At 35.1% G+C, this 14,741-nt stretch carries 14 protein-coding genes; 8 read left to right on the top strand and 6 right to left on the bottom strand.

Features of this window, described 5'->3' with window-relative positions; genetic code table 11:
* Nucleotides 1-168: 168 nt before the first annotated feature.
* Entirely contained in the window at nt 169-2,685 is a 2,517-nt protein-coding gene (locus BGO84_RS15130) for an outer membrane beta-barrel family protein (protein WP_291030437.1), read from the top strand.
* 91 nt (nt 2,686-2,776) lie between these two features.
* Nucleotides 2,777-3,685 (top strand): EamA family transporter, encoded by a 909-nt coding sequence (locus BGO84_RS15125; RefSeq protein WP_291030435.1) that lies wholly within the window; start codon nt 2,777-2,779, stop codon nt 3,683-3,685.
* A 324-nt stretch (nt 3,686-4,009) separates the two neighbouring features.
* On the opposite strand, the gene BGO84_RS15120 is transcribed toward BGO84_RS15125, so the two are convergent.
* Both BGO84_RS15120 and BGO84_RS15115 read right to left on the bottom strand, forming a co-directional pair.
* On the bottom strand, nt 4,010-4,873 hold the full coding sequence (locus BGO84_RS15120) for an AraC family transcriptional regulator (RefSeq protein WP_291030433.1): 864 nt from the start codon (nt 4,871-4,873) through the stop codon (nt 4,010-4,012).
* A gap of 284 nt (nt 4,874-5,157) precedes the next feature.
* On the bottom strand, nt 5,158-5,511 hold the full coding sequence (locus BGO84_RS15115; protein ID WP_283686407.1) for a DUF805 domain-containing protein: 354 nt from the start codon (nt 5,509-5,511) through the stop codon (nt 5,158-5,160).
* A 480-nt stretch (nt 5,512-5,991) separates the two neighbouring features.
* On the opposite strand from BGO84_RS15115, the gene BGO84_RS15110 reads away from it, so the two are divergent.
* Genes BGO84_RS15110 through BGO84_RS15100 form a run of 3 tightly spaced genes read left to right on the top strand, consistent with a single transcriptional unit; the run spans nt 5,992 to nt 7,961 of the window.
* Nucleotides 5,992-6,819 carry an ABC transporter ATP-binding protein gene (locus BGO84_RS15110; protein WP_291030431.1) on the top strand — a complete coding sequence of 276 codons (828 nt, stop codon included), beginning with the start codon at nt 5,992-5,994 and terminating at the stop codon, nt 6,817-6,819.
* Between the two features lie 10 nt (nt 6,820-6,829).
* Complete coding sequence (locus tag BGO84_RS15105) at nt 6,830-7,588, top strand: hypothetical protein (RefSeq protein WP_291030429.1); 759 nt, start codon at nt 6,830-6,832, stop codon at nt 7,586-7,588.
* A 4-nt stretch (nt 7,589-7,592) separates the two neighbouring features.
* On the top strand, nt 7,593-7,961 hold the full coding sequence (locus tag BGO84_RS15100) for a GntR family transcriptional regulator (RefSeq protein WP_135103961.1): 369 nt from the start codon (nt 7,593-7,595) through the stop codon (nt 7,959-7,961).
* Nucleotides 7,962-8,279: 318 nt separating this feature from the next.
* On the opposite strand, the gene BGO84_RS15095 is transcribed toward BGO84_RS15100, so the two are convergent.
* The 3 genes from BGO84_RS15095 to glmS all read right to left on the bottom strand — a co-directional run bounded on the left by BGO84_RS15095 (nt 8,280) and on the right by glmS (nt 11,184).
* Nucleotides 8,280-8,714: a PaaI family thioesterase gene (locus BGO84_RS15095; RefSeq protein ID WP_135103962.1), complete on the bottom strand. Its 435-nt coding sequence runs from the start codon at nt 8,712-8,714 to the stop codon at nt 8,280-8,282.
* 9 nt (nt 8,715-8,723) lie between these two features.
* Complete coding sequence (locus BGO84_RS15090; protein WP_135103963.1) at nt 8,724-9,248, bottom strand: hypothetical protein; 525 nt, start codon at nt 9,246-9,248, stop codon at nt 8,724-8,726.
* Nucleotides 9,249-9,339: 91 nt separating this feature from the next.
* Nucleotides 9,340-11,184: a glutamine--fructose-6-phosphate transaminase (isomerizing) gene (gene glmS / locus BGO84_RS15085; RefSeq protein WP_291030427.1), complete on the bottom strand. Its 1,845-nt coding sequence runs from the start codon at nt 11,182-11,184 to the stop codon at nt 9,340-9,342.
* Between the two features lie 170 nt (nt 11,185-11,354).
* On the opposite strand from glmS, the gene BGO84_RS15080 reads away from it, so the two are divergent.
* From BGO84_RS15080 to BGO84_RS15070, 3 genes are all read left to right on the top strand, one after another.
* Entirely contained in the window at nt 11,355-12,206 is an 852-nt protein-coding gene (locus BGO84_RS15080; protein ID WP_135103965.1) for an energy transducer TonB, read from the top strand.
* Between the two features lie 76 nt (nt 12,207-12,282).
* Nucleotides 12,283-12,693 carry a DoxX family protein gene (locus BGO84_RS15075; protein WP_135103966.1) on the top strand — a complete coding sequence of 137 codons (411 nt, stop codon included), beginning with the start codon at nt 12,283-12,285 and terminating at the stop codon, nt 12,691-12,693.
* Nucleotides 12,694-12,839: 146 nt separating this feature from the next.
* Entirely contained in the window at nt 12,840-14,015 is a 1,176-nt protein-coding gene (locus tag BGO84_RS15070; RefSeq protein WP_291030425.1) for a DUF418 domain-containing protein, read from the top strand.
* An 82-nt stretch (nt 14,016-14,097) separates the two neighbouring features.
* Here BGO84_RS15070 and BGO84_RS15065 read toward each other — a convergent pair whose 3' ends face one another.
* The gene (locus tag BGO84_RS15065; protein WP_135104460.1) at nt 14,098-14,544 is read right to left on the bottom strand and encodes a hypothetical protein; all 447 of its coding nucleotides are present in this window, start codon (nt 14,542-14,544) and stop codon (nt 14,098-14,100) included.
* Nucleotides 14,545-14,741: the final 197 nt, after the last annotated feature.

Genomic DNA, 14,741 nt, shown 5'->3' with positions numbered 1-14,741 from the left:
AAAGTGTCGTTCTGTTAAAAATGATAAAATATTTATTGCTTTAGTGATAAATGTATAATTATGGCGACTAGTAAGCATATCTCAGTCAAACGGATTAAATCTATGTATATCTTAGTCAGCTGAAAAACAACTAAAAAAACGAAATATATTTATAATTATACTAAACTTATGAATGTCCGCATTTTATTAACTTTTCTATCATTGCTAATTTCATCATTAGCATTCTCTCAATCCAGCCCACTAATAAATGTCCAGATTAAAGGTGTAGTAACAGATTCATTAACAAATGAAACAGTTCCCTACGCGACAGTTAAATTGTTAGGTAAGGCAAATCCGAGAAGCCCGTTAAAGGTTGTAGCAGCCGATGATAATGGAAACTTTCAGTTTTCGATGAATAAAAAGGGAGAGTATCTGCTCTCGGTAGAATATATCGGCAAAAAGACCCTTGTTAAGCCTGTTGTTGTAGGTGACGCAAAGATAGTAGACCTAGGTACAATATATATGAGTGACAATGAAAATGCCTTATCGGAGGTTGTAGTTTCGGCACAGAAGCCACTGGTAAAAGTTGATCTCGATAAAATTGTATATAGTATGGAGAGTGATCCTGAATCAACGACGAATAACCTATTGGAAATGTTGAAAAAAGTTCCGATGGTAACCGTTGATGGCGAAGATAATGTACAGCTGAAAGGTTCTACTAATTTTAAAATATATCTGAACGGAAAACCGTCTAACATGATTTCCAACAATCCGAAGGAAGTTCTCCGCAGCATGCCTGCCAATACGGTGAAAGATATACAGGTGATTACCGATCCCGGAGCAAAATATGATGCTGAGGGTGTAGCAGGTATTATCAACATTATAACCAATACTTCTATGGGTGGATATACTGCCACATTGAATGGTAGGGTAGACTCGCAAGGTGGATATGGTTTAGGCGCTTATTGGACCATGAAATATGGCAAAGTTGGCTTCACCGGGAATTATAACTATTACGAATGGAAACGTCCGGAAGGAACCTCTTCTTCTTTTAGAGAATATAACTTAAGCAATAATCCGAAATATCTTACAGGAGTAGGCCCTTCAAAGAATAACGGACTCGGACAGTTTGGTTCAGGAGAGTTAAGTTACGAGATAGATACCTTAAATCTTATTAATATCGGATTCAATAGGTTTGAAGGTAATTATAAATCAAGAAGTAATATATTTAATGAGGGGCTCGGAATAAATAAGGATAGCCAATATAGATATGATCAAAAAGGCCATGTGAAACAAACGTATGGCGGTACAGATCTGAATGTAGATTATCAGCGCACTTTCCACAAAAAAGAACAATTGCTGACAGCTTCTTATAAATTCAGTATGAACCCTAACGATTCGGAATCAAATTCGGATATTACTGAACTATTTGGTGAACTACCTAAGTATGTATATACTAACAAACAATATTCTGATGCAGATATGAAAGAACATACCTTTCAGGTAGATTTTGTAACCCCTTTGAATAAGTCTGATATCCTATCTCATAGTGTCGAAACAGGAGTAAAGTATATCATCCGTATAAATAATAGCAATAGTGGTTTAGATAGCCTTAATGCTACAGGTAATTGGGTAGCCATAGAACGTCCGACTGATAGATTTAGGCATACACAAGATATATTGGCTGCGTATGGCGGTTACAATGCCAAGTTTAGAAATGTTTGGGGATTCAAAGCCGGATTGCGTTATGAAGCAACATGGTTGAATGCTGAATTCCCAAAGGATAAAGCTCAAGATTTTAAAGTAGACTACTCTAACATCGTACCCTCTGCAACAGTTACATATCAGATAAATCCAATGCAAAACTTGCGTTTTGGGTACAATATGCGTATATCACGTCCGGGTATCTGGCAATTAAATCCTTATGAGAATACTTCCGACCCGAATAATATACAAAAGGGGAATCCGGCATTAGATGCTGTGAAAAATCATACGATAAGTACCAACTATGGGCTTTTCAACCGTAATCTGACTTTGAATGTGAATTTGGCTTATAGCTTCGAGAATAATGGAATTGAACAAATTACGACAGAGCAAAATAAAGTAGTGACCTCTACCTACGAAAATATAGGAAAAAGAAAAGATATTGGTTTATCTTTAAACCTGCGATGGACTCCTAAAATGGGTGGAGATAAATATAAATGGCTGGAACAACTGAGTATATTCTCTAATATGGGGGCACGGTATGTGGATATAAAAGCAAATAATGGGTCAGGATTAAAGAAAGATGGAGTATCCGCGAATGTCTTTGGAGGTGCGCAATATTCATTTCCTAAATCGTGGAAAGCTTTTGTTAATGTAGGCTATTTTTCTCCATACATAAATTTACAAAGTGAAAACTCTTCGTTTTTCTTTCACCGATTTAATGTAAGTAAAGGCTTTAATAATGACAAATTGAATATATCTGCTTATGCTCAGAATCCATTTAAACGCATTCATGATTTCAGAAGCACAATGAATAATCAAGCGTTTTATTCAGAAACAATCATGTCTAATAAAATTCAAAATTTTGGAATCTCTGTATCTTTCCGTTTTGGAGAGATGAAATCTCAAATACAAAAAGCAAGACGTGGTATCAAGAATGATGATGTTATGTCTGGAGGACAAGGAGAACAAAGTGGAGGAAGTGCTGGAGGTCAAAACTAAACGGTTTGATTAATAATATATGCCCCAAAGAGAATGAATCTTTGGGGCTTTTTTTGATTAAAAGGGTATCTTTGCAGAATATTTATCAACGATGAAACAAGCATTTGTTAAGTTGCACTTATCTATTCTAATTGCCGGATTTACGGGTATATTCGGCAAGCTTATTACCCTGAACGAAGGTATGCTCGTTTGGTACCGCTTATTGATTACCTCTGTGTTACTATTAATAATGCTATCGGTGACAAAACGGTTTGTTCGATTGCCGATGAAAGATTTCTATAAGATTGGTTTTGTAGGACTATTATTAACACTGCATTGGCTGTTTTTCTATGCCAGTATTAAATATTCGAATGTTTCTATCGGTGTAGTCTGTTTCTCGATGACAGGTTTTTTTACGGCTGTTTTAGAACCTGTCGTGAGCCGTCGGCGAATATCTGTCAGAGAATTGTCTTTTAGCATTATTGCTCTCTTGGGGATTGCGCTGATTTTTCATTTCGATACCCGTTACAGAACAGGTATAATATGTGGGGCTATTTCGTCAGCTTTGGCAGCTAGTTTTGTGATTGCCAATAAAAGAGTTGCAACAAATACTAATTATTCATGGGATGTTACTTTGTTTTATGAAATGATTGGAGGTTTCTTTAGTTTAAGTATTATACTTCCTTTTTATTTGCAATTGTTTCCTGTCATGTCTTTTTTTCCGAGTAATACAGATTTAATCTATTTGTTAATATTCTCAGTGGTTTGTACAATCGGTCTGTATATGTTGCAAATACAAGCATTGAAGAGCATATCTGCTTTTACTCTTAATCTCAGCTATAACTTAGAGCCTATATATAGTATTGTATTGGCTATGATTATTTTTGGAGAGGCTAAGGAGTTAAACTTTTCATTTTATACCGGTTTGCTGTTAATCATACTTTCTGTATTACTTCAAATGTATACTGTAATGAAAGAGCGCAAAAGGATTCATTTGGCAGAGCAACGAAGCGGGTTTTGACCCTATCGTCCTTTATTTCTGAAATAAGCATAAATTTTATTGTTTAAAAAGGTTCTTGTCGAAAATTTTTGGGAAGAGCCTTCTTGTATTCTAACTACATTGAAATCTTTTATAAAATGCAAAAAGCCCGCAAATTCACTTCGCAGACTTTCCAACCTTAACACAAACTTTACAAAACTACACAATAATAGAGTTAAATTCTAAATCTAGTCAGGTTTAGAATTATAAATATACTCCTCATATATTTACGCTACGAAGATATGAAGATTGGAAGGGTTGTTTATTACAGATATCTGCCTGCTTTTTCAGAATTCGTGCCTTTTCTTAATGGCTAGGGTTCATAGTCGCTTTTTGTTGGCGAATTTTGCCCGGAGTATTGCCGAAATTGGTTTTGCAGAAGTCATTAAAATGTGAGGGAGATGAGAATCCGTACTCGTCACTTATTTCTTTAAATGATTTATCGGTACTGTTTATTTGATAAAAAATTGATTTTGATCGCTCTTCTTTCATCCAGTGATAAGCAGGTACTCCAAATACTTTTTTGAAACGTTTTTGAAATCCTGAAAGGCTATAGTGCATCATGTCAGCTAGCTCTTGTACTGTTTTTGCCTTGTGATGGTTTTTAAGGACAAACTCGGAGAAAGAAAGGTCGTGGCTAATGAGAGGAAAAAAGAATGCCAGTAAATCTCTTTTTGTATAATATGCTCTTAGTAAAAAGTAAAATTCTTTTGCTTTCAGTGCGAAATAATATGTGCACTTTAAGCCTTCCGACATACACGTGTTTAAGAATGTGAGGTATGAGTCTACTCTTTCATTTATAGCCAGATAGTGTAGGCCTGGTTCGAATTCTTCATTTTTTTCTTTTAGTAGTAAATCAAGCGAGAAGCAATCGCATAGCATCTTAGTGTTATGCAACCTCATAATAATTACTGTGGTATCTTTATTTGCTTTACTGTTTAGGTGACAACCTGCTGGTATCATCATCATTTTTTTTTCAGAAAAGACTTGGTTAGTTAGTTCATCCAAAGAAAAAGATAAAGACCCTTCTATGATAAATATAACTTTGTTCTCAACTGAAAATATATTCCAAGATTGTCCATCTTGTAAAGATATTTTCTCAATTGTTGGCCGGTTACCTTTTTCATAATTGTAGCAAGTGAGATGCTCTTGTTTGTATAATAACTCCATACCGGATATTATGATGTATACTCTATTATTGTTATTTATTCTTTACGTTTAAGTAAGAATAATGTGTTTCTGGCTTTAATACTATAAGTGTTGAATACGCTTTTTACCAACGTCACAAATATAATAAAAAATAATAATAACAGGAGTAGTTAAATAAATAATTGTTATTAAATTCTTGATAGGATAAATTTATAAATATCAATATCTTATAAAGCGAAAGGACATAAATAATATTATTTATGTCCTTCTTTCTTATAGTGTAAACTCTATGATAGATCCTGAGACTATTGAGCTTTAGGATCCGAACCATACTGGTTGTCCCCTTTATTCCCTTCTGTAATTGCTAAAATGAGATTGTAGATAGGGATTAATATAAACCATCCACTTTTGCCAACATCATGCATTCTTCTCACATAAACAGCGATTGAAGGGATCAGGATTGCAAGATACGCCAATCCGACTAATCCTAAAACGATTGATCCAATAGTTGTGGAAACTGATGCTAGGATAATACCTACTATGTATAGGACAAAATATCCTATCATCACAAAAAGGTTGTACATCCAAAATTCTTTTCGTCTAGCTCTTCCATTAAAGTCTGCGTAATGTTCTTTCACTACTTTTAAAAACCACTCCATTATAATATTAGTTTTGTAAAAAATTATCCTACTCTTTTGGCTTTTCGGTTCCGCCTCGTTTTTTTGTATGGTTTCAGATCTCCATGTCGTTTATGTTATTTGGCAGCAAAAGTATATAAAAAACCACTACTTCCTAAATATATTTACTGATAATGCTTATTTGTGCATAAGGCTTCTCTCTATTGTAAAAGAGAAAATCTATTTCCTTTCTTCATAATTACTTTTTTGTCTTTATTTAGTTTTTTATCATGGCTTATTGTAATATTCAATAGTGTTAAGCTGTCTTTTATCTTTTTGAGAAAAAGGTGGTAATTTGTGAGACAAATTTTGTTGATTTAAAAATATTTTCCCTGTTTTTACAATTATAGTAATTATGCATCGCTTCTAAGTTTTTTAATCAGCATAAAAAATATTCAAATGTTTTGGTGTAATCAAAATATATAATATATTTGCAGTGTATTAATAAACTAGTACACTGTTATGGTAGAAATAAATAATCTTACTTTTTATTACAGAGAGCGTAAGCCTATTTTTGAGAATGTTTCATTTGAAATGAAAAATGGTATTTATGGTTTGCTCGGAGAAAATGGTGTTGGAAAGACCACATTGTTGCGCATTATTAGTGGGTTGTGTTTTCCTAAAAAAGGAAGTTGTCAAGTATTAGGTGCTGAAACGGCATTTAGAAATCCTGATATGCTGAAGCAATTGTACTATCTGCCAGAAGAGTTCATTGTGCCATCGCAGACAGTTAAAAACTTTGTAAAGTTGAACTCGGTATTTTATCCCAACTTTAGCAATGAACAGTTTAATTCATATTTAAATGATTTTCATTTGGATATTGATTCTCGGATGAAAGAATTGTCTTTTGGACAGAAGAAGAAAGTTCTTATTGCTTTTGCTATATCTCTGAATACACCGGTTACCTTGTTGGATGAGCCTACTAATGGGCTGGATATCCCTTCTAAATCTCAATTTAGAAAAGTAATAGCCTCGGCATTTGACGAAGACAAATGTATCTTGATTTCCACTCATCAAGTTCGAGATTTGGAAAGTTTGATAGATCCTATCATTATTCTTGATCGCAATCAGGTGCTACTTAATAATACGGTTGAGGAGATATCTAAAAAACTACTGTTTACTTATTCTACAACAAGGCCTCAAGACGCTTTATTCTCAGAGCAAACTATGTTGGGGTACACTTCGGTCTTGGAGAACAAGTATAATGAAGAAAGTACATTAAATATTGAAGCTTTGTTTAATGCGGTGGTTACGAATAAGGAAAAAATAAGAAATATATTTAACGCTTAACGAAATGGATATGAGTGCTGTATTTAATATAGAACGTTTTTGGAATTTGCAGAAGAGGGAGCTCGCAATGTATTGGAAGCAATACCTTTTTATTGTATGCGGTATAGCTGCGTATTATACAATTGCGACTGTTTGGGAATCTATCGATACCGGATGGCTATGGAATATGCTTCCTCCCGTTTATGTTGCGATTATCATTTGTAGCATTTCTTTTGATAAGAATTTAAGCGATGCTAATAGTACTTTTTATTTTACGTTGCCGGTATCTACTTTTGAACGATTTTTGGGTCTGTGGATCAAATATATTGTTATTATACCTTTGCTGGTTTTTGGCGTGTCAGTGTGCTTAGATTTTATATCTTCTCTATTTGTATCCACTACACATCCTGTAGTTAAGTTTAACGATTGGTGGGATTATCATATGCTGTATGCTGCTCAATCAGTTTTTTTGTTTGGGTATGCATGTTTGAAGAAAAGGTCTTTTGTGAAGACATTGTCATTAATCGCTGTGTTTTTTATTTTTATAATAATTGTTTCTAAGATTATTATAAGTCAATTCTATCCGGAGGTATCCTATATAAGAAGTTCTATGGATCCGATTTCTATTCTAAGCTTTAATGGCTATTGGATTCCCGAAGGCGATTCATCGCGTTTTGTAGCAACACAGGCAACATTGCTGTATGATGTAGCTAAATATATACTGGCAGCGATATTCCCTGTTGGAATGTGGGTGTTGACGTATTTCAAATTAAGAGAAACAGAAGTATAGTATTATGGATTTCAAAGCAAATAAACCAATATATCTTCAAATAGTAGATTTCTGCTTTCAGCATATCCTTACAGAAGAATGGCCCGAAAATGATCGGATTCCATCTGTGAGGGAGCTGGCTATGACATTGCAGGTGAATCCTAACACGGCTATGAGAGCATTTGAATATATGCAGTCTGAGGAAATTATATATTCGAAACGTGGGATGGGATATTACGTCGCAGAAAATGCTAGAGGACAGATATCGAAGCTTCAGAAAAAAGAATTTTTTGAAGAAGTACTACCCGAAACTTTTCGTTCTATGAATTTACTCGATATAAGTATCGATGATATAGTAAAGCAGTACGAACAATTTAAAAAGGAAGTAAAATGAAAAAATATACAAACAAAATTTTAAATATTATGATTGCAGTCGTTATTATTTGTTTTATTCTAATGATATTTCAAATAATGGAGATGATAGTATCTTCTCTATAATACTTAATTTATAAATCTCATTCCTGCTTAATAGAATTCAATTCGTAAAAGGCAAGGGTGTAATAGGGGGTAGAACATCCAATCTATTATGTCACACCGAATGGAGTGAAACATCTCGCTTTTCTTATTCGAGATACTTCGCTTTAATCAGGACGAAATAGCGGAAAATATAACCAGGGTTAAAAAATTCTAACCCCTATTACATTCCTTGCCTTTATTTTCCTTTTGTGTATAATATTTTTTTTACAACTGCATTTGTGACACGCACAGACGAAATTAGTTTTCCTGTTGTCTCCGAGAAGACGTCAACATTCCAGACGTGAGTAGATCGCCCTTTGTGTTGTAAGGTACCTATGGCTCTTACCACATCGCCTAGTCTTGCACTAGATATATGACTGGCACTTATTTGCATGCCAAAGCATTGCTCATCGTGTGCACATAGTGTGTTAGAACCTACGCCGGCAACAGATTCTGCCAGAGATATTGTTGCTCCTCCGTGTAATACGCCCATCGTTTGACTCAAATGTTTTTCTACAGGCATAATAGCTTCAAGAGACGTTTGATCATCCGATTCTATGAATGTGATGTTCAACGTCTCTATCAATGTATCTTTAATACGTTCTTGAATGTTATTGGTGTTCAGCTTCATTTAATTTTATTAATCAACGCCTATGATAAAGCCGTTGGCAATAATAGAGCCTCCTTCTTCGAGCTGGATATTATAGCCCATGATTGGTTCGAGTATGCCTTCTATAATAGCAATTCTATCCGAACCGGTACTCAGTATATCATAGAATTTTAAATAATCGCCCACATTGCATGATTTTACTGATGCATATTTGGGATTTTGAATTGTCATTTCCGGATCGATAGAAACCCAGCCTCTTTCGCTCCAGAAGGGATATTGAGAAGTAACAAGTACCTGCATCTTGTTTTCCAAGACAATGCGAGCTAATCTGTTGAACATGATTTTGTCTACTCCTGTTACTTTTTTCTTTTCATATAAGTCTTTTGTGTAGTCGTAAGATAGAATAACGTCGCCCACAGTAACATCTTCCACTCCTTTTCTTAGATCGTCTCCCATTGTTATTTGAGTTCCTGTTGCAAGATAGTTTTGGGCATTAATACTCAGATTCAGTGCAAACAAAGAAAGAAACGTGAGTATCAAAATGTTTGTTTTCATAATTTTATGTTTTTGTGTAAAGTTTATGCAAAGATAGAAATATTTTGAATATCGGATTCAAAACTTGATATATATTGTGAAAACAAGCTGTCTATTCAACCGTTACAGATTTTGCCAGATTGCGCGGCATATCTACATCTCTGTTTTTATTTACAGCAATATGATAGGCAAGTAGTTGTAGGGGTATGACGGTTAGTAAAGGGTCGAGGCATTCTATTGTCGTAGGTATTTCAATATAATGGTCGGCTATTGCCTTCATTGTTTCATCGCCTTCGTTTATTATGGCTATTACTTTGCCTCTTCTGGCCTTTATTTCTTGTATGTTACTGACTACTTTGTCGTATATGGCACTATGAGTTGCAATCGTTACCACCGGCATCTCATTGTCTATGAGCGCTATTGGTCCGTGTTTCATTTCGGCTGCCGGATAACCCTCGGCATGTATGTACGATATCTCTTTTAGCTTGAGGGCCCCTTCCAAAGCTATAGGATAATTGTATCCACGACCGAGGTAAATAAAGTTTTGTGCATAAGTAAAGATATTGGATAGTTCCTTAATCTTTTCATTGCTTGATAAAACTTTTTTTATTTTTGACGGAATAGACAGAAGCTCTTTGGTGATTTCTATATATTTTTCGTCCTCTATCACCTTTTTCTCTTTCGCAATAGTCAAGGCCATTAATATGAGGGTTGTAACCTGTGCTGTGAACGCTTTGGTCGATGCTACTCCTATTTCGTGTCCACAATGCGTGTATGAGCCCGAATTGGTGTTGCGAGGAATTGATGATCCTACAACATTGCATACTCCATATACAAAAGCTCCGGCTTTGCGTGCCAACTCGATTGCTGCAAGTGAATCGGCAGTTTCTCCCGATTGAGAAATAGCGATTACGATGTCGTCGGCATAGATAACAGGATTTCTATATCTAAATTCTGAGGCATACTCTACTTCAACGGGAATGCGGCAAAACTCCTCGAATAAGTATTCTCCTATTAGTCCGGCGTGCCATGAAGTTCCACATGCGATGATAATGATACGTCGTGCATTTATGAATTTTTCTTTATGGTCTATTATCCCCGATAGAGTTATGTTCGTGCCTTCTATATTAATGCGCCCGCTCATACAGTTTTGGAGCGTATCAGGCTGCTCGAATATTTCTTTTAGCATAAAGTGTGGATAGCCGCCACGTTCGAGTTGGCTGAGATTCATTTCCAATTGTTTGATCTCTGGTGTTTTCTGTATGTTGGAGATCGTAATTATCTTAGGCTCTTTATCTCTTTTGAGTATAGCTATTTCTTCATCATCCAAATAAATAACCTTGTTGGTATACTCTATGATAGGAGAAGCATCTGATCCGATGAAAAACTCGCCATCACCAATTCCGATAACTAGCGGGCTGCTTTTGCGTGCTGCAATTATCTGGTCGGGCTTTCCTTTTTCTATCACTGCTATGGCGTATGCACCTACTACCTGATTGAGTGCAATTTGAACTGCTGTAAACAGATCGCAATTATTTAAGCTTTTGATATATTCAATTAGCTGTACCAGTACTTCCGTGTCGGTACTGCTTTGAAAACTGTATCCGTTTTGTGTTAGCTGAGCCTTAAGTACTGCATAGTTTTCTATGATTCCATTGTGTATGAGGGCTAAAGATTCTGATTGAGAGTAGTGGGGATGTGCATTGCAGTTGCTCGGTTCGCCATGTGTGGCCCATCTGGTATGTGCTATGCCGATTGTGCCGGTTGTGTCTTTTCCTTTCGTATATTCCTCAAGGTGCTGTACTTTGCCTTTTGTTTTGTATACCGAAAGGTTGTCTTCGCTATTTATTATTGCTACTCCGGCACTGTCATAACCTCTATACTCTAGTCTATGTAAACCTTTTATCAAAATGGGGTAGGCTTCTCTAAAGCCAATATATCCTACAATTCCACACATATTGTTTTTTTATTTGGCTGTAAAGATATATATAGTATTGTTAAAAATATTGTTTCCAAATATTAAAAACGTTAATATTAACATAAATATATTTTACGGGTTTAATAAAATATAAATACATACTAGACTTGAGTAATTTGTATATATTTGTTTGTAAAAAAGAGCCAAAAATGAAATTTGTACATACTGCCTTACTTATATTCTTGTTTTGTATATTAACCCCTGTTTATTCACAGAAGGCTATTACTGCAAAGCTTTTGACAAAAGAAACATCGTCATTAAATGGTGTTATTCCTCCTCTCTATAAGGATGGCGAGAAGGCGTTATACGAATTTTTAGAGACTAATATAAAATATCCTCCTATTTTGATAAAAATAAAGATGGAAGGGGATCTGGAATTGAAGTTCAACGTAGCTAAAGATGGAAGTGTAAAAGATGTAGAAATAGTAAGAGGATTTGATCCGGATGCAGATGACGAGGTTATACGTGTTTTGCAAGCGATGCCCAAATGGTCGCCTGCCTTGCTTGATGGTAATCCTGTGGATTTCACTCAGCATCTTTCTGTCACTTTCAAGTTGACCGATGCGTTAATAGCACAAGCAAAGGAACAGCCTAAAAACGAAGAGCAGAAATTAACAAATGAGTCATCTTTGGTAATGATTCCGACAGATACCTTGACACAGATAGAAGAAAAACAGATTGTTCAAGAGTCTGACTCTTTAAACACTGATCCTCAATATCCGGGAGGGCAGGAGGCACTAGATACTTACTTGAAGACTAATATGAAATATCCGAAGCGTGCCATTAAATATGGAATAGAAGGTCGGGTTATATTTAATATAGAGGTGTCGGCAGAAGGTGAGATATCAAAGATATGGTTGTTTAAAGGCGTGTTTCCGGATTGTAATGAAGAAGCTTATTATTTGATAAAGAAAATGCCTAAATGGATTCCCGGATTGAAAGATGGGGTGCCTGTCACAAAGCAGGTGATGTTGCCTATTTCATTTGAATTACCTAAATAGAAAATAACTCTCATGTGAACTAATTTAACTTTTCATTGTTTTATATCTGTAATGTAAATAGTAACAGTATATATTGATGAAAACATTAGAACGTAATACAGATTTAGGACTACTTATTCTAAGATTAAGTGTGGGTATATTAATGCTCTTGCATGGGATAGCTAAATTATCACATGGGGCAGGAATGATAGAACAAATGGTAAAGGGTGCAGGACTACCTTCTTTTATCGCTTATGGAGTGTATGTTGGAGAGATTATAGCACCTTTGTTTATAATTTTCGGATACGGTACACGTGTTGCTGCAGCGATATTTGTATTTAATATGTTGGTTGCAGTTTCGCTCGCTCATAGCGGTGATGTATTCTCGCTAAATGAGACCGGAGGCTGGATGCTGGAATTGCAAGGATTGTACTTCTTTGGGGCTTTGGCTTTAGTGTTTACCGGTGGTGGCAAATATGCTCTTAGTAAAAAGCATATCTGGGATTAAAAGAGAAAGATATTTTTTGTAAAGCATGAGGCTAGTCTATAGTCTCATGCTTTTTCTTTTTATATAAAATATTATCTTTGTCGCATCATGCAGAGAGTGCAATTTTGTATTTCGAATTTTAATACCAAAAAACATATTTTAGAAAAATGACAAAAAGTGTCCACCGTATTGATGTTGCCGATGCCCTGAGAGGTCTTTCGGTACTAGGCATAGTGTTAGTACATAGCCTCGAAAACTATAATCTTTTCAATTTTACTCCGATAGATACTCCATTTATGAAGTTTTTGGATTCGGTTCTGTTTGATTCTACCTTTTTTATTTTTGCAGGAAAAGCTTATGGTATATTTGCCTTATTATTTGGCTTTAGTTTTTTTATTCAAGATAATAATCAGTTGAAAAGAGGTAACGATTTTCGCCCTCGTTTTTTATGGCGTTTAGTTTTACTTTTTGTTTGGGGAATGATCAATTCTCTTTTCTATACAGGCGATGTTCTGGTGATGTTTTCACTCATTGGTATTGTGCTTATATTAACAGCGCGTTTGTCTACCAAGACTGTATTGATTATAGCTACAATCTTTATTCTTCAGCCTATAGAGTGGGGGCGGGTGATATATGCTTTGGTTAATCCGGACTATGTAATGGGCGAAAGTATGGTAGGATACCATTATGGTAAGTTAAATCCTATCTTGATAGATAAATCGGCAAGTTTGAGTGAGATATTTAATGTAATGTTGCATCATGGAGAATGGGGCAGCTTTATGTGGGCATGGGAAAATGGACGTTTTTGTCAGGTTGCCGGACTTTTCTTGTTCGGAATGCTTATAGGGCGTACAGAATTTTTCCTTCATCCCGAAACCAATATGCGCAAATGGGTTCGTATGCTAATTCTTGGAGTTGTTTGCTTTTTCCCTCTCAAGGGGCTGACTCTTATGCTTCCGGGCTTTATTGAAAATAAAGCAGTTTTAGAGCCTTTGGGTATAATAGTTCAATCTTTTGCCAATGTTTCATTTCTGTTTTTCCTTGTATCATTAGTCCTTATTGTTTATTATTCTACTGAAAAAGGGCAATCCTTATTAAGAAAGTTGATACCTTATGGTAAAATGAGCCTTACCAATTATATAACTCAATCTTTGCTCGGTGGAGCTATATTTTACAGTTGGGGACTTGGTTTATCTGTGAGTATAACAATGTCTTTTCTCATCGGAGTAGGAATATTTATAGTACAATATATATTCTCTTGTTGGTGGATGAAAAACCACAAGCATGGGCCTCTGGAATATATCTGGAAAAAGGCAACGTGGATTGGATCAAAGAAAGATTAAACGTTTGTATTGATATAAAAAATAAAACCTCAAAAGCAGAATGAAGCTTTTGAGGTTTTATTTTAGGTTTGTATGATATTCTCTAATTCGAGGGTTTCAACCCTTTTTCGAAAACTTCTGTAATTGTAGCTTCTATGATCTTGCTTTCACTGATTTTTAAATCTTTTGCAATTTGGCTTTTCAAATCAGATTGAACGTAAATCAAAGGATCTTCGCAAATTACTTTCTTTAATCCCCTTGAGTCATCCAGTGTTGCATAATCTTTATCCTGCATTTTATATTTACCTTTTAGCGGGTCTGCGAAATTAAGATAATAATAATAGGTCTTATCATTCTTAAATTCATAGCTTGTATGCTCGGATATTACATTTTGTTTGATGTATTCTTCAACTTTTGCTTTTAACGCCGGGTCTGTGACGGAGATATCAACTTTTGTTGCTGTATATATCCAATGCCCTTCTATGGTGCTTGTAGGTGGGTTTTCGTCTCCATCACAAGACAGCATAAAGAGACCTATAGAAAAGGCCATCAGTATATATGTTAAAAATTTCGCTTTCACAGCTTTAATATTAATAATAATTTACAAATGTACATATATTAAACGTAAAAATAGCTAAAATGTTGCATCTTTTTCGATAAAAAATCGGACAAAAAGATTTATCCGATTTCTTAACACCAAACTTATTATCTATTATCATTCAGTAGGTAATGCATCTTTTATATAAG

It is taken from the genome of Dysgonomonas sp. 37-18 (assembly GCF_001899125.1).
Taxonomy (GTDB): Bacteria; Bacteroidota; Bacteroidia; order Bacteroidales; family Dysgonomonadaceae; genus Dysgonomonas.
Note: the sequence above shows the minus strand (reverse complement) of the source record. Positions and strands in the feature narration are given on the sequence as shown.